This is a genomic window from Nocardioides marmorisolisilvae (assembly GCF_031656915.1).
Taxonomy (GTDB): domain Bacteria; phylum Actinomycetota; class Actinomycetes; order Propionibacteriales; family Nocardioidaceae; genus Marmoricola; species Marmoricola terrisoli.
In genome coordinates this window covers 1,207,298-1,226,881 of the sequence record NZ_CP134227.1, presented here as the reverse complement: position 1 = coordinate 1,226,881, position 19,584 = coordinate 1,207,298, and the positions used below count along the sequence as shown (strand labels likewise).

At 66.2% G+C, this 19,584-nt stretch carries 16 protein-coding genes; 3 read left to right on the top strand and 13 right to left on the bottom strand.

The annotated features are described in order from the left end of the window. On the bottom strand, nt 1-1,233 hold the full coding sequence (locus Q9R13_RS05820) for an integrase catalytic domain-containing protein (protein WP_310961459.1): 1,233 nt from the start codon (nt 1,231-1,233) through the stop codon (nt 1-3). A gap of 202 nt (nt 1,234-1,435) precedes the next feature. Here Q9R13_RS05820 and Q9R13_RS05815 point away from each other — a divergent pair, with 202 nt between their 5' ends. Further along, nucleotides 1,436-6,433 carry an IPT/TIG domain-containing protein gene (locus tag Q9R13_RS05815; RefSeq protein ID WP_310964125.1) on the top strand — a complete coding sequence of 1,666 codons (4,998 nt, stop codon included), beginning with the start codon at nt 1,436-1,438 and terminating at the stop codon, nt 6,431-6,433. A gap of 814 nt (nt 6,434-7,247) precedes the next feature. On the opposite strand, the gene Q9R13_RS05810 is transcribed toward Q9R13_RS05815, so the two are convergent. From Q9R13_RS05810 to Q9R13_RS05795, 4 genes are read right to left on the bottom strand one after another with little or no spacing between them, the layout of a single operon-like run. After that, nucleotides 7,248-8,699: an SCO6880 family protein gene (locus Q9R13_RS05810; protein WP_310964124.1), complete on the bottom strand. Its 1,452-nt coding sequence runs from the start codon at nt 8,697-8,699 to the stop codon at nt 7,248-7,250. A gap of 6 nt (nt 8,700-8,705) precedes the next feature. Continuing rightward, entirely contained in the window at nt 8,706-9,998 is a 1,293-nt protein-coding gene (locus tag Q9R13_RS05805; RefSeq protein WP_310964123.1) for a conjugal transfer protein TrbL, read from the bottom strand. Nucleotides 9,999-10,008: 10 nt separating this feature from the next. Beyond that, nucleotides 10,009-10,317, bottom strand: coding sequence for a DUF6112 family protein (locus tag Q9R13_RS05800; RefSeq protein WP_310964122.1), 309 nt, complete (start codon nt 10,315-10,317; stop codon nt 10,009-10,011). A 31-nt stretch (nt 10,318-10,348) separates the two neighbouring features. Further along, the gene (locus tag Q9R13_RS05795) at nt 10,349-10,639 is read right to left on the bottom strand and encodes a DUF6112 family protein (protein WP_310964121.1); all 291 of its coding nucleotides are present in this window, start codon (nt 10,637-10,639) and stop codon (nt 10,349-10,351) included. An 82-nt stretch (nt 10,640-10,721) separates the two neighbouring features. On the opposite strand from Q9R13_RS05795, the gene Q9R13_RS05790 reads away from it, so the two are divergent. After that, nucleotides 10,722-11,432 carry a DUF2510 domain-containing protein gene (locus tag Q9R13_RS05790; protein ID WP_310964119.1) on the top strand — a complete coding sequence of 237 codons (711 nt, stop codon included), beginning with the start codon at nt 10,722-10,724 and terminating at the stop codon, nt 11,430-11,432. Between the two features lie 5 nt (nt 11,433-11,437). Here Q9R13_RS05790 and Q9R13_RS05785 read toward each other — a convergent pair whose 3' ends face one another. From Q9R13_RS05785 to Q9R13_RS05760, 6 genes are read right to left on the bottom strand one after another with little or no spacing between them, the layout of a single operon-like run. Beyond that, a complete protein-coding gene (locus Q9R13_RS05785) occupies nt 11,438-12,550 on the bottom strand; it encodes a C40 family peptidase (protein WP_310964118.1) in 1,113 nt (370 codons plus the stop codon). 13 nt (nt 12,551-12,563) lie between these two features. Next, nucleotides 12,564-13,229, bottom strand: a complete 666-nt coding sequence (locus tag Q9R13_RS05780; RefSeq protein ID WP_310964117.1) for a hypothetical protein — start codon at nt 13,227-13,229, stop codon at nt 12,564-12,566. 45 nt (nt 13,230-13,274) lie between these two features. After that, on the bottom strand, nt 13,275-14,240 hold the full coding sequence (locus Q9R13_RS05775; protein WP_310964116.1) for a ParB N-terminal domain-containing protein: 966 nt from the start codon (nt 14,238-14,240) through the stop codon (nt 13,275-13,277). Next, complete coding sequence (locus Q9R13_RS05770) at nt 14,233-15,042, bottom strand: serine/arginine repetitive matrix protein 2 (RefSeq protein ID WP_310964115.1); 810 nt, start codon at nt 15,040-15,042, stop codon at nt 14,233-14,235. The genes Q9R13_RS05775 and Q9R13_RS05770 overlap by 8 nt, the downstream gene beginning before the upstream one ends. Continuing rightward, a complete protein-coding gene (locus tag Q9R13_RS05765) occupies nt 15,039-15,377 on the bottom strand; it encodes a hypothetical protein (protein ID WP_310964114.1) in 339 nt (112 codons plus the stop codon). The genes Q9R13_RS05770 and Q9R13_RS05765 overlap by 4 nt, the downstream gene beginning before the upstream one ends. After that, nucleotides 15,374-16,285, bottom strand: coding sequence for a bifunctional DNA primase/polymerase (locus Q9R13_RS05760; RefSeq protein ID WP_310964113.1), 912 nt, complete (start codon nt 16,283-16,285; stop codon nt 15,374-15,376). The genes Q9R13_RS05765 and Q9R13_RS05760 overlap by 4 nt, the downstream gene beginning before the upstream one ends. A gap of 648 nt (nt 16,286-16,933) precedes the next feature. Between Q9R13_RS05760 and Q9R13_RS05755 the strand changes: the two genes are divergently transcribed. Continuing rightward, nucleotides 16,934-17,554 carry a hypothetical protein gene (locus Q9R13_RS05755; protein ID WP_310964111.1) on the top strand — a complete coding sequence of 207 codons (621 nt, stop codon included), beginning with the start codon at nt 16,934-16,936 and terminating at the stop codon, nt 17,552-17,554. Nucleotides 17,555-18,005: 451 nt separating this feature from the next. Here Q9R13_RS05755 and Q9R13_RS05750 read toward each other — a convergent pair whose 3' ends face one another. Next, a complete protein-coding gene (locus Q9R13_RS05750; protein WP_310964110.1) occupies nt 18,006-18,410 on the bottom strand; it encodes an NUDIX domain-containing protein in 405 nt (134 codons plus the stop codon). Between the two features lie 156 nt (nt 18,411-18,566). Continuing rightward, nucleotides 18,567-19,556 (bottom strand): collagen-like domain-containing protein, encoded by a 990-nt coding sequence (locus tag Q9R13_RS05745; protein ID WP_310964109.1) that lies wholly within the window; start codon nt 19,554-19,556, stop codon nt 18,567-18,569. Nucleotides 19,557-19,584: the final 28 nt, after the last annotated feature.

Genomic DNA, 19,584 nt, shown 5'->3' with positions numbered 1-19,584 from the left:
TCAAGATGCGCGCGTAGCTGGTTTCGTTGACTCATGACCGGATGCGCGCGTGAGGTCGGGCTTTCTGAGGGCTGCCGCCTTGCTGGTGGTCAGGGTCAGCAGCTTGACTGTGAGGGCCTGGATCTGGCGTTGGATCGCGGCGGGGTTCAGGTTGGCGTAGAAGTCGGCAAGGATGGTCTTGTCCTCGGCGACGACGGCCTCGTGTCGCTCGGCGCGCCGGTGTGGGGTCGTCGCCTTGTCGTACTTCTTGGTCACTTTCGCGCCGTCGCGGACCTTGGAGATCAACTTCTGCTGGGCGCCGAAGAAGTTCGTCATCTGTGACTGCAGGACCCAGATCTCGTTCAGTAGAGCCAGTTCCGCGTTGGTGTCGTAGCGGTGGTAGCCGACCACGGTCCGTACGATCGCCCAGTTCTTCTGCTCCACGTGGGCGCCGTCGTTGGAGTTGCCGGGCCGCGACCGGGTGAAGGTGATCTTGCGTCGCTCACACCAGTCGAGCAGGTGGTGATTGATGAACTCCGATCCGTTGTCCGAATCGACCCCGATCACCGGGAACGGCATGATCGAAGAGATTTCCTCCAACGCCGCGATCACCCATTTGCGGGCCTTGTTGGGCACGCTGCGGTTCTCGGTCCATCCGGTGGCGATGTCGGTGACGGTGAGGGTGTAGCAGTGCTCACCGACCGCGTTGCCGCCCTCGTGGCCGACCAGGTCGATCTCGACGAACCCCGGCACGGCGTCGTCCCACTGGGCCCAGGTCCGGATCGGGATCTGGGACTTCAACAGCGACCCGGGCTTGGTGTGGGAGCGGCCCTTGAGGATCAGCTTGGCCCGGTCCGCGGCCAGCCGGCGGTCGATGGTCGCCGCCGACATCGCCATCAACGCTGCGGCGGTCTGGTCGGTGACGTCGAGTTCGTCGAACCGGCGCAACCGGGGCACCAGCTCGCCCATCACCGGGGCCAGCCGCTTCCCGGTCGGCGCACCGAGCACCGCCCAGCACAACCCCAACGCAGTAACGGTGTCGTCGTCGTACTTCGGGGACCGGGGCCTCCTGGTGGGCTTCACGAGCCTCGGCTTCAACGCCGCGGTCAGCGCCTTGCGGGCATGGTTGCGGTGCCAGCCCGTCGTCGCGCACAGCTCATCGAGAATCAGGCCCTTGCCAGCCTTGTCGCAACGCTTGTACCGCGTCGCGATCGCCTTGGTCACAGCTCGTCGTTGGCTCAACGTCAGTCCCATGCTCAGGGCCTACCGGTCACCGAACACACAGCCCGATAGGCGCGCTCTACGCGCGCATTCCTACGTGAGTCAACGAACCCCTCTACGCGCGCACTTTTGATGAGTCAACGCGCTCCCTTGCACGCCGAGGCTCCCACCACTACCGTGGCGCGCACCTGTTGAATCGGTCCATTCGGGGCGGCCGTAAATCCGAGGTCCGCCAATGACTGCGCAGCGCCGCAAGCCCCGTCCCATGCCTCGACGTCTGCTCGTAGGTGTCACGCCACCGCTGGTTGCGGCTCTGGCTTTCGGCCTGATCACGGTCACTGCCCCTGTCCCGGCATTCGCAGGCGTGGTCACGCCGAAGGTCTCACCTGCGGCGGCGGCGATTCCGCTCCAATCGGTTCCCCCAACCGCTCGAACGTCGGGCCTGGCCGCTGCCCCTGCCGCGAGGACAGCTCACCCACGGTCAGCCGGCCGCAGGCCAGTCATCGATCGTCTCAGCGCCGCTTCTGGGCTGACAACGGGGGGACAGACGATCCGTATCCGCGGCAGGAACTTTCTGCATGTGCGAAGTGTGACCTTTGGAACTGCGGCCGCGAGGAACATAAAGGTCCTGGCTCCCACCAGGATCAGGGTCGTAGTGCCGCCCTACTGGCCCGCGACGGTGCGCGTGAAGGTTGTCACCGCCAGAGGCACCACGCCCAAAAAGGGGCACAACCAGTTCACCTATGTGAAGCCACCTGTACGGAGCACGTCGACGGTTGCTGCTAAGAATGGAGTCGTACGCATACCAGGTAAAGCGATCACCGCCATCGCAAAGACCGATGCAGGTTGGGCTGTCACAGTCAACAGGTTTACCCCCACTCCGACCGTCGGCGCGAAGGCGTTCGCCTCACCGGACCGGAGCACTCCGGCCGGCTCACCGCTCACCGGCGTTCTTGGCGGTTGGGTAACCAAGGTGACGACTGCAAAAAGTACCGCGACGATCACGATCGCAGCAATTCCGCTCGATCAACTATTGGCCAAATACAAGGTCAATTACAGCGGTCCGGTCACACAGAGCTCGAGCACGAACCCCTCATCTCGCGCCAGGGTTCGCTACGGCTCAAGTGAGTCTGGCTCGTCCACGACACCGATCGACTTCGGGGCGATGGCCGCGAAGTACGTCACCTGCACGGCCACCCACGGCGGCAAGGTTGATGTCAGTGGCTCGGCGGGAATCGCCTTCAAGAATGTGAATTCGACATTCAGCGTCGACGTCCTTGGCAGGCATCTCGAGGCCCACATGAGTATGGAACCCACTCTCACGCTCGACTTCAGCGTGTCGGGCAGCGCTACCTGCAGTCTTAACGGCTCGAAGTTCACCTACTCGACCCAGCTCGGGGCCTCACCTCTGCGTCTCGACGTCACCCCGGAAGCTTCATTCACGATCGACGCGCGGGCCCATCTGCACGCGGTCCTGAGCTCGCATGCCCAGACCTGGGGGCACCTGCTGCCCAACGGCAAGGTGGACTTCTCCACGACTTTCCAACCGATGGCACCACAGTTGACCGGATCTGCGAGCGCAAACCTTACGGACTCGTACATCGGGGCTCAATTCAACCTGTATCCGGAGGTACAGGTCGCTGGCTTTGTCGCTAACCTCCGGCTCCATCTCCAAGGCGCCGTCAAGGTCACCGCCGCGACAACTGGGGCGAACGCGACCGCCTCGTCGTGCTACACCGCAAAGAGCTTCCTCAAGGAACAGGCCTGGGCGTACCTGAAGACCTGGTGGACCGAGTGGGACACGCAGCAGTTCACAGCCACCCAGGTCCTATTCAACGCCCCGGAGAAGTGCGTGACGACGGCCGCCCTCCCCGCTGAGGCCGTGTCGCCGCCGGACGTAACCAAGAATTCGGTCATCCGGACCGCTAACAACGGAGTTGTCACAGGCTACGTTGTGGACGACCAGCGTGTACTGCACAAGATTCCGTTCGCCCAGGACGACACGTGCTGGCGCGACCTGAAACGGTACCCAGTCTCGTCAACGGGCCTTTCGTCGGCCAGTATCGCCCCACTGACCGTAGCCAACCCGTGGCCGTGCATCATTGGTCCGGCAGTAGTAAAGGCGTCGGACGGCTCGTCCTATTACGTCGATACGGCCAACTTGAGGCACGCAATTCCGGACACCGACACGTACGCAGTCCTCGCTCGCCAGAACGCGGGTAAGGTCTACGGGCCCTGGCCCAAATCGGACGTCAACGCCATCCCGCCCGGCAACGCCGAGCCGCACATGTATAACCCGATCCTGCACTCGATCGTCCGACGCAGCGATGGTGTCTCATGGGTTGTCGATGACAGGGGCGTGTGGCACCACATCCCCTATGCGCAGGACGACACCTGCTGGAGACTCGTCAAGAACTACGCCGTCTCGGCGACCGGCCTGACAGCTACTCGGCTAGGCACTATCGACGAGGGCGACGCCTGGCCGTGCATCATCGGCAATGCAGTGGTCAAGGGCGGCGACGGCTCGTCGTGGTACGTGGACACTAAGAACACCAAGCACTCGATCCCCGACACCGACACCTTCTACGCCTACCAGCATATTTATGGCACTGCGTTGGGACCCTGGAGCACGAAAGATCTGGATTCCGTGCCCACGGGCCGGCCGGTCCCGCACAAGTTCAATGCCACACCCAACACCATCATCCGCCGTGCAGACGGCGTCTCGTGGGTGATCGGAGCGCACGAAGTTCGCCATCACATCCCTTACGCCCAGGATGACGTGTGCTGGCGAGACCTCAGGAAGTACCCCGTGTCGGCCACGAACCTGACTTCTTCCGATGTCGCCTCACTGTCCGAGGGCGATGCGTGGCCGTGCATCATTGGCAACAGGGTCGTGAAGTCGAGCGACGGCTCCTCGTGGTACGTCGACAGGACCAACACGCGGCACTGGATCCCGGACACGGACACATACGCGGCACTCGTGAGGCGATACGGGGCGGCGTCGGGACCTTGGCCGGCAACTGATGTCAGTCAGATCCCCAAGGGCGCCGACAATCCGCATCTGTTCAACGCACAGCCAAACAGCATCATCCGTCGTGCCGACGGGGTGTCCTGGATCGTCGATGCCAGCGGAACCCGACACCACATCCCCTACATCCAGGACGATGTCTGCTGGCGGGACATGAAGAAGTACCCCGTGTCGGCGACGAACCTGAGCGCTGCGAATGTGAACACGCTTCCCGAAGGTGACGCTTGGCCGTGCATCATTGGGCCGGCGGTGGTGAAGTCGTCCGACGGATCCTCGTACTTCGTCGACGCGGCGAACACGCGGCACTGGATCCCGGACACCGCCACGTACGCGGTATTGGCTCGGAAGTACGCGAAGGTCCTTGGGCCATGGCCTGCGAAAGATGTCGCGAGCCTTCCCAAAGGCCCAGATCAAATCAAGCTGATCAACCCACAACCGGGCACAATCATCCGGCGCTCAGACGGTGTCTCCTACGTCGTTGGTCCTGACTACGACCTGCACCACATCCCGTACGCCCAGGATGATGTGTGCTTCCGAGACGTACAGAACCGGACCGTCTCGGCGACCGGACTGTCGAACGCGCAGATCGGGGCGCTGACCGAGCACGAGGCGTGGCCGTGCGTCATCGGAAACGCGGTGGTGAAGTCGTCCAACGGATCCTCGTGGTTCGTCGACAGGACCAACACGCGGCACTGGATTCCCGACACCGATACTTACGCAGTCATGGTCCGCAAGTACGGCACGGTGTATGGGCCCTGGGCCGCGGCCGACGTCAATGCGATCCCGAAGGGTTCGGACACGACCGCAGTAGTCAACCCGACCCCCGGCACGATCATCAGGCGGTCCGACGGCATTTCATACGTCGTCGGCTCCGATCACGTGCTCCACCACATCCCATACGCTCAGGACGACGTCTGCTGGCGAGACGTGCGCGGTTACACGGTTTCGCGCACCCGCCTGAGTGCATCGCAGACAGGCCCACCACTTGTAGAGGGTTCGGCATGGCCGTGCATTATCGGCGACGCTGTAGTCAAGGCCAGCGATGGCACCTCCTACTACGTCGATACGAAGAACGCGCGGCACTGGATCCCCGATGGTGCGACCTTCGCGGTGCTCGCACGTCAATATCCGGTGTACGGGCCTTGGTCGACATCGGACGCATATGCGATCCCGAAGGCTAGCGACCTGACGGCGGTGATCAACCCGCAGCCGGGTAAGCTGATCAAGGACTCCAGTGGCGTTTCCTGGAAGGTCGATTCGAGCTACGTGCTCCATCGGGTGCCATCGTTCGCAGACGAGGTGTGCTGGCGCGACAAGGCCGGGCTGCCGTGGCAAGCACGAGGCGTGGACCCGAAAGCACTTGGCTGGCCCAACAAATCCGATAAGCATGGGTCATGCTCGATCGGCAACTCGATCGTGAAGTCGACGGACGGTTCGTCATGGGTGGTCGACGGTAGCAACACGCGCCGCTGGATCCCCGATGGGGAGACGTACGTCCAACTCAACAAGACCTACACCACGGTCTACTCGTGGCCCTCGGGTGACGTGAACGGCCTGCCGAAGGGGGCTGACGAGCCCCACATGATTGATCCGAACTCCGTCCGCGACACCATTGCCTGCAACGCCAACGGAAACTGCTACTACGTCGATGGCAACGCCCAAGCGCATTGGATCCCCGACTACCCGACACAGTTCTGCACGCAATACGTACAAGGCAAGAGGATCAGCCGGACCGGGCTCCGCACCGATCAGATTCAATCGCTCGGAGCCGAAGGCGGGCATTGGGGTTGCGGTATGGACGCCATCGCCTTCTACGGCAACACCGGCGCGGATTATGTTTGGAGCGGTGGGCAACGCCATTGGATCCCCGACCGACTCAGCTGGGATTGCTACTCCGAAATGAGTCCAGGCGGCGGACGTCCAGCACCTCAATCAGACCTCAACCGGTTGTCCGAGGGCAGCCACGCGACGCCGTGCCTCCCGAGGTACAAGATTCGGGGTCACGTCATAACCATGAACGACCAGTGGAACGACGCGTACTACATCGACGGAAACGGGGTGTGGCACCACATCACCAACACCTGGAATTGTGTTACCCAGCGCCACAGCGTCTACGCCACAAAAGTCAATTGGTCGCAGGCGGAGGCCCCCGGGCACAACGTCTACAACGAAGATAAGACGAGCCCGGCGACGTGCAGCATGTAGGTCTCGGAATAGCTGCCGGGCTCACCGTCGGACTTCCTCACCGGCGAGTCCGGTCCCGGTTGGGTCACACGCCACGACGCAGCGCACCTTGTTGGACGGCTTCGGCCTCGACCTGGACCGACGCCGGTCGCCGTTTGGCCGTCTGACGTCGAGCTCGACAATGGCACCGCCGCCCTTGACGGCAGCGTCCGTGACGCCGTCGACCTGGCGGACGCTTACCGACGCCTCCTTCGGGATGATCGCTTCAAGTCCCGAAGTCGCCCACATTCGCTGTGATCCGGCGCGGGGCCGGGCGGGACGCTCATCTTGACCGGGTTCGGCTTCCGGCCTCGTCGTCGGCCGGCTTCTCCACAACGCAACGGTCGTTCGAATGCAATTGCATCACTTGGACGCCGCTGCACGGTCGGCCGCGATCAACAAAGTGTCTCCCGTCCTCGAGGAGGGATGATTACGTCGCCGTGGACCGTCCCGCCATGACGAAGACGGCGGTTTATCAACGAGGGCCCACTTCTGGGCACCAGCGTACGAGCGTGCGCCCGGATGCTCGACGCCGAATCCGACTGGCGGCCGTGCACACGCGGTCCAACTTAGCCTCGATACCGATGAACTGGTCGTGGTCCATCGGGCCTGAGGAACGGGCGCTGGATGTTGTCGAGCCTAACTGTTCGGCTAGCGACGCGTCGCTAGCCGCGGCGCTACTAGACCACGCCGCTGCCAGGTCGCCCAGGTCGGTCCTTGTGCCGGCTGCCCTCGGCTTGGTTGGGCCAGTTTCTCGGAGCCGGCGCGGCCCGATGCCTAGGCGATTCAGGAAGGTTCAGACCGGGCGCGCGAGCGGCAACGCCGCGGCCGCGAAGGCCTGGGCCTGCTGGCCCCAGACCCGTCTGGTCTCGCAGGACGCCTGGATCGCGGCCTGCTCGATGGCTGCGACCCCGCGCTCGAGTTCGTCCGGGCCACTCGCACTGACGGCGACGAGTCCGCTGCAGCGGAGCACGCCGTGGCCGGCAGTGAGGTCGGCTTCCTGCTGCAGCACGTCCTGGTACTCCGCGGACTGCTGGGCGTCTTCGATCTGGCCGATGCGCTGCCGCTGGGCGGCGTCGGAGATGTATTCGGTCTTCTTCTTCCGGATGTCGCGGGCGGCGCGGTCGGTCCGCATCGGCGTGTAGAGCAGCGTGAACGTGCGCCGGATCCCAGATGAGAGAAGCAGCGGTGCGAGGAACCCGGGGAAGACCAGGGAGCGCGGCCACTCGCTGATCCAGAGGACGCAGTGATGGGCGGAGTCGCTCCGCAGCGAACCCCAGGACTCGGTGACGGCGACCGGCCCGGCGGTGGCCAGGTCGCGGCCGAGCTCGCCGTGGCGTTCGAGCGCCCCAGCGACGGCGGGGTCATAGGCCGACCGCAGGATCACCGCGAGCTCGCCCGGCGCGAGCCAGTCGCCAGGGGAGAGGTCGGCCGAGCGCAGGGCAGCGACCAGGGTCGACATCTCCTGGCGCAATACCGCGGCGGCGCCCTTCATCCCGGCACCCGCAGCGCGGATCGCGCGGCCGGCGATCTTCATGTCGAGGGAGACCGAGATGGTCGACGCGTGGCGTTCGCCAGCCGGCCCGGCACGGTCGATGAGTTCGGCGTAGGTCTGCGAGCTCCAGGTCTGATCGTGGATGCCGTGGCTGTCCCACCACTGGGCAAGGCCCTTCCCGGAGTCCGGCAAGGTCCGCTCCATCACCTGGAGCGACGCGATGCGACCCGACCGGCAGGCTGAGGCGAGGACACGCCCCCATGCGACGACGCGGCGTTCCTGCTCGGCGGGGTCGAGGAGCACGAACGCCGGGTGGGAGACACCGACGACCGCGGTCAGTGTCGCGGCGTGCGGGTCGTGGATCAGCACAGCGCCGGTCTCCGGATCGAGCCACTGCCGCAGCCGTGCCGCGTCGCCAGGCAGTGCGAGCGTTCCCGCGGGGCGCGGCCTCACGATCCGGCGGCGGTAGATCAGCTGGCCCCCGGCCGATCGCCACAGCCATTGACCGCCAACCGGTGCCCACTCGATCAGCTTCCGCCCACCGACGCGGACGAACGCGAGGGCGACGAACAGCCCGATGAGTGGGAACGTCATGACGACGACACCCAGGTACAGGCCGAGGATCAGGGAGCCCGCGGCGAGGCCTGCCATCACCAGTTGCGGACCAGAGAGCCCGAGCAGGACCCCACGACGGGCGAGCCGGGAGAACTTGACCGGTGTCAGCGCCGACTCCGCATGGGCTGAAGTACCCATCACCGATCACTTCCGTCCAGCCGATTCGGCGAGGGTCGAGTCCGCGACCGGCGGCGGGACCGTCGGGGATGTCGAGGACTCGCGCGCTTCTGCCTGACCGGTCGCCTGGGTGGCGACGAGACCCCCGAGGCGGGGCCCCGTCGCGGCCGCCTCCTTCGCAACGACGACGCTCGCGCCGGCAGCTCCGCCGGCGGCAGCCGTCCCGCCACCGGCGCCACCTCCAGATCGGCCAGCCCCGGCTGCGGTTGCCGTACCGCCGCCCGCGGGCGCCTTAGTTGGAGGCGCACCTCCCGGCGTACCGACGCTGCCGTCGGCACTACCTGTACCTCCGAGGATCCTGGCCGGTTCAGCCCCGCCGCCGCGTCCGCGCAGGGGGATCGGCATGGGGCGGTTGAGGGAGGCTTTAGCCTCCTGCTCGGCCGACATCGCGTGGTACATGTCGAACCCGATGAAGGAGATCGCCTTGTAGGTCAGATACGGCGCGAACCCGGCCATCAGCATCAGGACGACGCCGGCCACCGGCTGGCTGACCGACTCCAGGTCGGCATCGATCGGAGCGGAAACCTGAGCGGTAGCGAGCAGGAAGATCACCACGAGGACGATCTTCGACAGGATCATCGCGATCACGAATGAGGCCCAGCGGCCGACCCAACTGCGCGTGTGATCCCAGCTGGACCCCGCGAGCGCGATGGGGGCGAAAACGATCGCGATCAGCAGCAGCGCCTTGCGGATGAGCAGACTGATCCACACCACCATCGAGCCGACGATCGCCAGGCTGGCGAGGAAGATCGTCAGTATCGCGCCCGCCCCGGGCGCGGAGAGGCTGATAGCACCGAGTCCACCGGCGAGTGCGGCGACCTTCTCACCCATCTCGTTCATGTTCGTGCCAGCAGCATTGACGATGCCGACGCAGAGCTGATCTGCGATCTCAAGCGCGGTGCCAAGCAGAGCAAGAACGACGAACGACCCCAGGATGGATTTCGCGAGCCCGAGCACGGCTCGCGAGAGCGCGGCTGATTCGCGTCGGATCATGCCGCCGATGACCTGGAGGATGAAGAACCCGAGCATCACGAAGACGCCCAGACCGAAGATGAGGTTGTAGACCTTCGTGTACACGCCGCTGGTCACGTCGACGTACGTCGTGGTGTCGACGACCTTCCAGACGGACTTGAACATCCACGCCGCCGTGCCAGCCATGCCGTTGGCGAGCCAGTCGAACGGTGCGGTCACGACCGCCCCGGCGGCATCGCCAGCCACGTTGCAGACCCTGTGGATCACCGGCACATCGCAGACGCCCATGATCTCGTCCTCAGCCGACCTGCTGGCCGACGTTCCAGAAGAAGTTCACGAGCGTGACCGAAGCGCCGCACACGATCGCCGCGCCGAGGGCGATGAGTACGCCGAGCTTCCCGCGGCCGGCCAAGTGCGGGTTCGACGAGTTCGACCCGAGCGCCCACACGATCGCCGAGACGATCAATGCGAAGACGGCGAGAACGAGCCCGACCGTCATCGAGGCGCCGACGATGCTCTTCAGTTGGCTGATGCCCGGCAGGCCGTTGGAGTTCGGGTCGATGCTGATATCGAGCGGCACCGTGACCGGGTTGTAGAGGCGGAACATCAAGGTTCTCCTGTCGACGTTGGCAGACGTCCTACAGGTGGGCGCCGACGCCCAGCAGCCAGTTCGCCCAGGTCAACGCGGCACCGGTGAGGCTCGCGCCGCCAAGGGCGACGAAACATCCGAGCTTTGCCTTCTGAGCGGTGTGCCAATTGCCGGAGCCAGATGCGATCGCCCATGTCGCCGCGCAGAGGACGAGCATGAGCACGGCGATGATCAGGCCGTAGGTCAGCAGCGCGCCGACGATGGTGCGTAGGTCTCCAGCGCCGCTAACGGCCCCAAAATCAGGACCGACACTCGCGCCTAGGATCGAAGTAGCCCTCATGTGCCGCAGGTACGCGCACATGGTCAGCGAGCACTTTCGTGAACTCTCCGAATGTGTCGGCCGTTCTGGCTACGGTCGCGACATGGCAGACGACCTTCCCGCTGCAGGCTGGTATCCACATCCATCAGTTCCCAAAACGCAGAAGTATTGGGACGGCGCAGCCTGGACGGACATGACCCGTCGCAAGCCCAAAGTGAAGATGTCACGTAAGGCGGTGTCGCATCAGCCGACGCGGCAGCCTCAAAGAGGTACGGCAGTGGCCAACGAAAGGAAGGGCTTCTGGGCGTCTCTCGCCCCGGACCCGATCGTCCTCGCGTCCGGACTCGTGGACAACACGATCACGATGAAGATATTCAAGGACGGAACCTTCACCACGAAGGGGCTTCTGGGCGCCGAGTCGTCGCCAGACCGGCTCCTAGGATTCGATCACGACATCGACTCCATGAGACGGAAGTCGACCACGGGCCGGGGAGCTGCCGCACTTCTGACCGGCGGTGCGTCACTGCTGGCCTCGAACAACCGCGGCGTGGTCTATGTGACCGTCACCGGTGCGAACACGAACGTTCGAACCTTCACCACGCGAAATCCGAGTGGGACGACGCTCTCGTCGATTCGGGGACTGAAGGCCGCAGCGGATGCGATGCTCGCGCAATCGAGTGCTGTGCAGCCTTCCTCAGCTGCGTCTAGCAGCGACATGGCGACTCAGCTGAAGCAGCTTGCGGATCTGCACGCTGCGGGGGCACTTTCCGCCGAGGAGTTCGCGGCCGCGAAGGCACGCTTGCTGGCTTCGTAACTTGTTCATGACAGGCGGCGGACAGTCATGACCTCACCGGCGAACTCGCCGATCGTCCCGTACCGAACGGCTTCGCCGGTGTGTGGCGCTTGGAGTATCTTCTCGCCGCCGACGTAGATCGCGACGTGGTGGGGGCCGCTAGCGCCCGGGTAGCTGAAGAAGATTAGGTCGCCGGGTTCCTTGTCGTGCCATGCGACCGCGTGCCCGAGTCGGATCTGGTCACCGGTGTAGTGCGGGAGTCGGATGCGGCCAGCCGAGGCTTGGTAGGCGGCGTAGAGCACGAGGCCGGAGCAGTCGAATCCGCCGCCGGTAGGGCCGGTGAAGGAGCCGCCACCCCAGACGTACGGCGTGCCCAGTTGGGATGCCGCTGTCCTGATGAGCGCGCCGGCGAAGCCGTGTGGAACGCTCGCGGGCAGGTCGCCAACCGGGTGGGAACACCCGGAGTCGCTGTCCACGGAGACGCCAGTGAGGGTCGTGAGGACCTTCTCGGCGACGGGCTGGTTGACGGCGTACCGGTCGGGATAGGCAGAACCCTGCACGGCCTGGGCGGCAGCGCCGGGATCCAACGTCTGCCAGCCGTCCACGTCGAGTAGGCCGCGGGGCGACCCGTGGTTCGGCCCGTCGGGTCCACCGTAGAACGCCCGTGAGGACCAGACGGGATCCATGAGGTCTTCAACGGTGCCCCAACCCGCGGCCGGTCGCTGCTGGAAGAGGCCGAGCGAGTCGTGGTCGCCGCCGGTGCCGTCGTTCGGGATCGACCCGGATTCGGGGTACGCCGAGGTGTTCGACAGCACCCTGAGCGACGACTCCGTCAGTGACGTCATGATCGCGATCAACTGGCCACGAGCCGGGACCTGTTCGGACTTGCCGACGGCGACGATCGTCGCGGCGCGGGTGAGTTGCTGCCGGTTGAGGGCGACGGTCTCGCCGTGGGCGTTGACCGCGCTCAGGCTCGCCGGGACCGGGGCAGAGACGCCGAGGCTGCCGGCCGGCGGGTCGTCCCACATGCAACTGCTCGAGCTGGCGGCCGTTGGGCTGAACAGCGCCGCGACCCCGACGAGCGCCGCTCCCGGGGCGAGGACAACCGCCGCTGCGGCGCCGATCGCGAACGTCCGCATCCCCATCGTGTGGTCACTTCAGCGGGTTGTCGAGCTGCGATAGCCGGAGCACATGACAGCGGCCGAACGCGGGCGGGCAAGCGACGAAAACGGTGAAGGACACGGGGGACGACGAGTTCGCAGACTTGTCGCCCCAGACGCCGCTGCGATCTCTTGCGCCGGTGATCGTGACCGCGGACGTACCCGGGCGCAGCTGCCCGTGCGATTGCGCCAGCGCCGAGGTCCAGGAGTCGGGTATGTAGGAGTTCTCGATGTCGATGGACTGGACGACGTTCATCGCGCCAAGGTCGAGCCACTGGTCGGTCGTCGGCAGGTAGGTGGCGACGTCGTCGAGGAGTCCCGGTGTCTCCTCACCGGACGGGTCGGCATCATCGATAACGACCGCGTCGTAGTCGGCGGGCAGGTAGCCGGAGGCGGCGTCCCAGTCGAAGAGCGAGGTGGCGACTGCTCGCGCGTAGGCGATCGGGTCCTTGGTGTGGGGGAGCGACCGGTCCTTCAGCGTGGCCGCCGGAGGGTCCGGCGGCGTGACCACCTGGGCGAGCCCCGGCTGGCCGGTGCCGATCCGCGCCGAGGCTCCGCCCGGTCCTCGAACCAGTCCGTAGATGCCGGCCGCGGCGGTCGCGAGCATGAAGGCGGCAGCGGTGAGAAGAATGGCCTGGCGGCCGGTGAGATTGGGCATCGAGGCCTCCTGAGACGGCGAACTGGGCGCCGAGCGATACCTTCGTTACGACGGCGACTTCGCGCAGCGTCGGGCGGCGGCGAGCTGATCACGGAACGCGATCGTGGCGGTCACGACGCGGTCGAACCGGTCCCAGTCGGCCGCTGTCATCTCGGCGGCGAGTGCGTCGACGTCGTACATCTCGCTCAGGCCGTCGAGCTCGGTCCAGATCAGGTTGAACGATCGGACGCTGCGGTAGTGGGTCGTCGGACCGTGGCTCCGCTTGAGCCTCTCCTGCTCCTTCTGGGCGCGATTGACCCGCTCGAGGGCTTTCCGCGCCATCCCCTCGAGGTCTGTCTCCACGTCTGGCTGGGGCGCCTGGCTCTCGTCGTAGGCCGCCTTGACCTTGAGGTAGAGAGGCTTGACCGGCTCGCCATTCTCGATCCTGCGGAGCGCGTCGTTGGCCATCGCACGGATCTCGGGAGGGGTGGCCTTGCGCGCGGCGCAGTCCATGAGCGCGCAGACCCGCTCGTGCGTGTGGTAGCTCGCCTGACCGGTGATCGCCATGGCGGCCTGCAGGCGGGCGTCCCCGTTCTCGCCCGGCTCCGGACCCGGTCCGGAGCCGGTGCGCCCGCCCGCTGCGCCGTACTGGTTCGCCTTCATGCGGCGGTCGGCTTCCTCGGCGCGGATCGCCTTGAGCTCGCGGTAGAGCCCGGCCTTCTCGAGTTCGTTCAGTGGCTTGTGAAGCTCGTTGTCGTCCTGCTGGGCGAGGAGAGCGTTGAGCTGGTCGGAGATGCCGGAGCGGACCCAGACCTTCATCGAGTCCCAGCCGAGGCGACGCACTGCCTCCAGGCGCCGCCACCCGCACACGAGCACGCCCTCGGGGGTGATGGTGACCGGCTGCAACAGCCCCATCCGGTCGATCGACTCGGCGAGCTTCGCGACGTCTCCGAGGTCCTTGCGGTGCCGAGCGCCGACGATGATCGAATCGATCGCCCGGTCGAGTTCGATGTGGCCGCGGGTCTCAGACATGCGCGTCGCCCTTCACCCGCGGCGCCGTCTGGCTGATCTCGAAGAGCAGCAGGTCGTCGTCGAGTAGTTCGCTGACGGGGTCGCCGATGAGCAGGCGAAGCAGCACGCCATGGCCGTCGGTCGTACAGAACTCGTCGGGGTTCGGGTTGCCGAGGATGATCCGCAGCACTGTCGACCAAGCCTCCTGGTCGATGTCGAGCAGAGCTCGTGCTGTCCGGTCGCGGCGGAGAGCGGCGTGAGTCTTCGGGCGGGACCCACACTCGCTGAGTCGCGAGGTGATGAAGTCGAGCGCACACGTCGCCGTGTCGCGTGGCCAGCCGAGCGCGGTGAACAGGTCGATCGTCGCGTCGACCGCCTCGTAAGCCCCCGTCGGCGGCGCCTCGTCGAGGTTGAACGGCTCGACCGTGAGCGTGGGCAGGAAGTTCGGCAGGTCGGCCTCGGTGTCGCAGAAGCGCCGTACGTCGTGGTGCTGCGACACCTCCGGCCGCCGAGCCCGGTCGACCGAACAGAGCAGCCCGTTGGCGCGTTCCTCCGCGATAAGGGTGGCTTTGACCGCCATTGTCACGACGGCCCACGGGTCGTCGGCGGTGCGTACGGCGTAGGTTCGCATCGCCTCGAACGCCGCGGCGGCGCCGGCGCTCGGATCGAGGTGGTGCTTGACCGCGAGCGCGGCGTACTTCTTGGCCGCGAACACCATCAGTTCGCGCGCCTCGGGATCCTGTTCCCACGCGTGCGCACCGAAGACACGGAGCCGCGTGAGGAGCCGGCGCAGGCCCCTGGATGTCTCGAATGAGTGGCTCACAGCTGTAGTCCTTCCGTGCGGTTGAGAGTCGTCGGCGGGTTGCTTGGGGCGGCGCGACGCAAGGCCCGGCTGGCGGTGACCGGCGTACGCCGCGCACGCCGCACCAGCTCGGAGTGGATGTCGATCCCGCGCCCGACCATCGGACCGGCGTAGGACGCGAGGTCGGTGGGACGGATCCAGGCGATCCGTCCCTGCGGGATCTCAGGCCCCGAGGTCTGCGCCCTGAGCGAGGGGTCGCGATGGCGGGCCAGCTCGCTCGCGGCGACCTTGGCTTCCGCGTCTGGTCGCTCGGGTGGCTGGTAGCCGTGGCGGCGGTACTCGGCATGTGTGTTCATAGCTGGATCCCCTCACTCGTTCGGGTAGGGCCCGGGCGGCTCGCAGGGCCGAGGCGGGCGGCGTGGTGGACAGCGGAGTTGATCGTCGTCTCGATCTCGCGGTCGCCGAGTCCGGCGTGTTGAGCGGCGGGCACAAGCCAACTCGCGATGTCGGTGGGGGCGAAGTTGTTCTCGGCCATGCGGCACGACGCCCAGAAGAGGGCTCGATTGCGCCCGCCTTCTGCGGTCAGCGCGACGGTCCGCGCGAGTGCCGGCGGGTGGCAGCCTGGTCCGGCGAGTGCGGTCGGCGCTCTGAGGTTGGCTGCGGGTCGAGGCGGCTCGAGGAGATGCCGTAGCTCGATCGCGTCGACCGGCCTCGCGGGTTGGGTCGTGACGGCGATGACGTCGTACGTCCTCGTGGTGCCATCGATCTCGATGTGGGACGGCGGAGCGATGACGTACCCGCCATCACCGCGGAAGTCGACGTGCGCCGACGGCACCTGCCACGAGCGCTGCTCCCGGTCGGCGTCCATCGGGTAGTACGCGTGGACGCCACCGGACGGCGTGCGGACCAGGCACCCCCATTGCTCGCCGATTCCCTCGGAGCGGGCGCGCTCGAAAGCCAGGAACCCGCTGCCCCCTGGGCGGACGTCGACGTCGACGACGACTACGCCGGTCCGGGCGCCGGTCGGGAGACCGATGTTCGCGCTCGGGTGGCGCTCCCACCAGGCGCGGACCGCACGAGCTGACGAGGTCGCGTCGTGAAATCCGTTCGGTGTCAGCGGCTGCTTCCCGCCGGGCACGCACGGGAACACCGGGATGCCGAGGTTGGCGTACCGCAACGCGGCGGCCGCGAGCGAGGGCTCCTCAGCGACTCGCTGCATCGTCGAGACCGACCACATCGGGATCGGGTTGTTGGCGTCGAACATGCCTCCGACGATGCGACGTCAGGTATCCACGATTTCGGGATACCTGCCCGGATCTGGGAGAGGGATACCTGCGTTTGCGCAGGTCAACAGGTATCCCTAAGTCATTGTGGATTCGGGCTTGCCGGGCCGTGGAATGGGGATCGACCCCTGCCCAGGAGGTTGGTTTCTAGTTCGCTGAAGGGATCCGAACCTCGCGCGCGAGGCCGCTCGCGGCTCGTAGTCCCAGAGCGTCCACTCGGCTACGGCGACGTAAACGACCTCAGCGTCGCTCTGCTTCTCGGAGTCGTCCATGTGGGGAGGAGCCCAGCACCGAATGGGGCACCCTTACCGTGAACCTCTCCGGACAGGACGTACGGGACGCCAGTGAGTCGCTCGGGCCCATGAACTGCTGCGTTGCCGCTAGGGGTTCGGCTTACGGGGCGCTTGTCGCACGTCGCTGCGTTGGCTCGCTTTGGGGCCGACCGAGCACGAGCATCGGAGGAAGACGGTTGTCGGCGCCTATGCCCGGGACCGTCCGGGACCTCCGTGGACATCAAAGGGACAGCGAGGCTGCGGGGCTCCCAGTCGTTTCGCCATTCGGCCCCGGCTCGCCACCGGTACCGTGCGGCCATGGTTCTCAGGCGGTACCGGCACCCTGAACGTGGAGGTGTGCGGCTGAACGCCGCTGCAGGCGTCGCGACCATCCTCGTGCTCGTGCTGAGCGTTCTGGTGGCGTTTCACGTATGGCCGTTCAACAAGCCGCAGGCCGTCGTCATCACCGGTACCGTAAAGAGGCTCGCTGCCGGCAAGGAAGCAGGTCCCGCCTGCCCCACTGGCACAGCCGAGCCGACTGGCGCGGTGTCGGTCGACATGACCGTCAAAACGAAGGACACGAGGTGCTGGACCGCCGAATTGGCCCCGGTCGACCCAGGACATGTGGTGCGTCTCCTGATCAGCTACAAGAACACGAGTCGAAGGGTGCAACGACAGGTGGTGGTACGCGTCCACCTGCCCACCGGCATGCGCCTGGTCCCAGGCTCCACCTACCTCGCGGACTCGTCCCATCCGAACGGAACTAAGATCGAGTCCAATGATCTCGACCAGAACGGCCTCAACATAGGCAACTTTGGGGCCGGCGCGAACGCGTTCCTTGTCTTCAAGGCGGCCGTACCCGGCGCCGACGACCTCAAATGTGGCTGGACCACGCTCCGGCCCATCGCGTTCGTACAGCCAGAAAAGTTGAACTACTACTGGAACACCGCCTCCATGCACGCGAACAAGGTCTGCTGATCCTCACTCCACGTCGTCGCGCCGCGTCCGAGCCGAGCAGATCGATGGGCCACGTGTAGAGGGCAACTCTGTCGAGTGGGCGATCGCGCACTCCGGGAGATCACCGACCTGGGCATCGTGTGGCAACGGACCTGCTTGAAACCCTTCACCGGTCACCCAAGCGACCGTGGCCTGTTTCGTCGTCGCGCATGACAGGCGGTCCGCCACCAATTGGGGATACGGCGACGGAATACGGACCTGCGACCTGGTGCGCCCAGAACGATGGGTTCGATGTTCTCCGTAGGTCGATCGGTCAGTGGCATGCTCCGCGTGCCGATCCGCTACCGGTGCCCGTGTCCGGCCTCGTGACGTCTGCCCGAGATATCGGTCTTGTAACCCTCGGCTCTTGTCGGAGCACCCAATGGATTGCGTTTGGAGAACTTCGCGACGCGCTCACAACGGCTGGTGCGGTTCAGGCTTGGTGGGTCCGCATCGCAGCCACCAAGGCGGTGCGCACGGGAACGTGGACGGGAGGGGGCAGCTCCTCGAGGCCAAGCCACTCGATGTCGTCGTGCTCTTCGGGGGCGACATTCGCTGGCGTGCCCTGCCAGTCGCGCAAAAGCCAAGCGCTCAGGTGGGCCGGCTCGCCCGCAGGTCTCGCGGTCAGCCAGCACAGGTGGGACGCCGACTCCGTCGCGATCCGCACGCCGAGTTCCTCGTGCAGTTCCCTTGCGAGCGCGGCCAGCTCCGACTCGCCCGCCTCCACGACTCCACCGGGCAACTCCCACACATTCGGGTACGCGCGCTTGTCGGGGCGGCGATGCACGAGAAGCACTCGGTCTGCGCGAACTAGCGCCCCAACAACTACCTGATCCATACCCAGATCGAAGCACGGACCTCCGACAAGTGACCTGCTCTATGCCGTCACGCGCTAACCGCAGACATTCCGGACGACGATTGTCGCGCGGCAACGCGCGTTCCGGCCCGCCGGCTTGGGCCGGCACTTGACCTGCGGCTGTGGGCTCGCCGTGGGCTAACCGGCGTTCACACAGATGGCGTACACCGTGAAGTCATGCTGTCCGGAGTGCTCGTTGAACACGTCGGCATACCAACCGGTCGAGCCGCTGGGCCCGGAGGACTGCACGTACGATTGCGCGGCCTTGTTCGCGAAGGTGACGCCACCACCGACGACCACCTTGCCGGTTGGGCAGTGCGCCGTGTAGTCGGTGCGCGTGTAGGCGCACCCGGATCCGCATCCGTACACGAAACTCGACACGGACACGATCTGATAGCCGGTCATGCCGCTGGGGCCGGTCGCGCCCGTATCACCCTGCGGCCCGGTGGCGCCGGTTGCACCTTGCGGCCCCTGCGGCCCGGTGGCGCCGGTTGCACCTTGCGGCCCCTGTGGTCCTGTCGCGCCGGTCAGTCCTGTCGCCCCGGTCGCGCCGGTCTTGCCGGTCGCGCCGGTCAGCCCTGTCGCGCCGGTCTTGCCGGTCGCGCCGGTCAGTCCTGTCGCACCGGTCTTGCCGGTCGCGCCGGTCAGTCCTGTCGCCCCGGTCGCGCCGGTCAGTCCTGTCGCACCGGTCTCTCCCTTCGGGCCCTGCGGGCCGGCGGGACCGGTGTCGCCCTGGACCCCCTTCTGGTTCCAGCTCAGCGCAACCTCGTTCGACCTGCACGCCGCAGCATCGTCGACCACCCGCAGGTTGGCGTTGCCGTTCTGGGCATAGCAGGCCTGGATGACCCCGTCCCCGCCGGGGACCCCGGCCGCATAGGCGATGCCCCCGGTGAGGGCTGCGCCGAACACGGCGGCGGCCACCAGGGCCGGGGCACGTCGATTGGTCTTCGTTGGGAACTTCATCATGGCAACCTTCCGTTGCTCCGACCAGCCTGTTCCCGCCCCGCAGGCACCGTACCGCCGGCCGAGCACACCGGTACGGCGTTTGCGTAAGCCACCGGGACCTGCCCAAGCAACCACCGCGCCGTCGTGTACCCGATTGCTCATCGTCACGCGGAGCGTGACCACTACGGGATCCGCTTGCGGAACTGAAGCG

Coding starts and splice junctions, on each gene's coding strand:
- Q9R13_RS05820 (WP_310961459.1), bottom strand. CDS start 1,233: ATGGGACTGACGTTGAGCCAACGACGAGCTGTGACCAAGGCGATCGCG.
- Q9R13_RS05815 (WP_310964125.1), top strand. CDS start 1,436: ATGACTGCGCAGCGCCGCAAGCCCCGTCCCATGCCTCGACGTCTGCTC.
- Q9R13_RS05810 (WP_310964124.1), bottom strand. CDS start 8,699: ATGGGTACTTCAGCCCATGCGGAGTCGGCGCTGACACCGGTCAAGTTC.
- Q9R13_RS05805 (WP_310964123.1), bottom strand. CDS start 9,998: ATGGGCGTCTGCGATGTGCCGGTGATCCACAGGGTCTGCAACGTGGCT.
- Q9R13_RS05800 (WP_310964122.1), bottom strand. CDS start 10,317: ATGTTCCGCCTCTACAACCCGGTCACGGTGCCGCTCGATATCAGCATC.
- Q9R13_RS05795 (WP_310964121.1), bottom strand. CDS start 10,639: ATGAGGGCTACTTCGATCCTAGGCGCGAGTGTCGGTCCTGATTTTGGG.
- Q9R13_RS05790 (WP_310964119.1), top strand. CDS start 10,722: ATGGCAGACGACCTTCCCGCTGCAGGCTGGTATCCACATCCATCAGTT.
- Q9R13_RS05785 (WP_310964118.1), bottom strand. CDS start 12,550: ATGCGGACGTTCGCGATCGGCGCCGCAGCGGCGGTTGTCCTCGCCCCG.
- Q9R13_RS05780 (WP_310964117.1), bottom strand. CDS start 13,229: ATGCCCAATCTCACCGGCCGCCAGGCCATTCTTCTCACCGCTGCCGCC.
- Q9R13_RS05775 (WP_310964116.1), bottom strand. CDS start 14,240: ATGTCTGAGACCCGCGGCCACATCGAACTCGACCGGGCGATCGATTCG.
- Q9R13_RS05765 (WP_310964114.1), bottom strand. CDS start 15,377: ATGAACACACATGCCGAGTACCGCCGCCACGGCTACCAGCCACCCGAG.
- Q9R13_RS05760 (WP_310964113.1), bottom strand. CDS start 16,285: ATGTTCGACGCCAACAACCCGATCCCGATGTGGTCGGTCTCGACGATG.
- Q9R13_RS05750 (WP_310964110.1), bottom strand. CDS start 18,410: ATGGATCAGGTAGTTGTTGGGGCGCTAGTTCGCGCAGACCGAGTGCTT.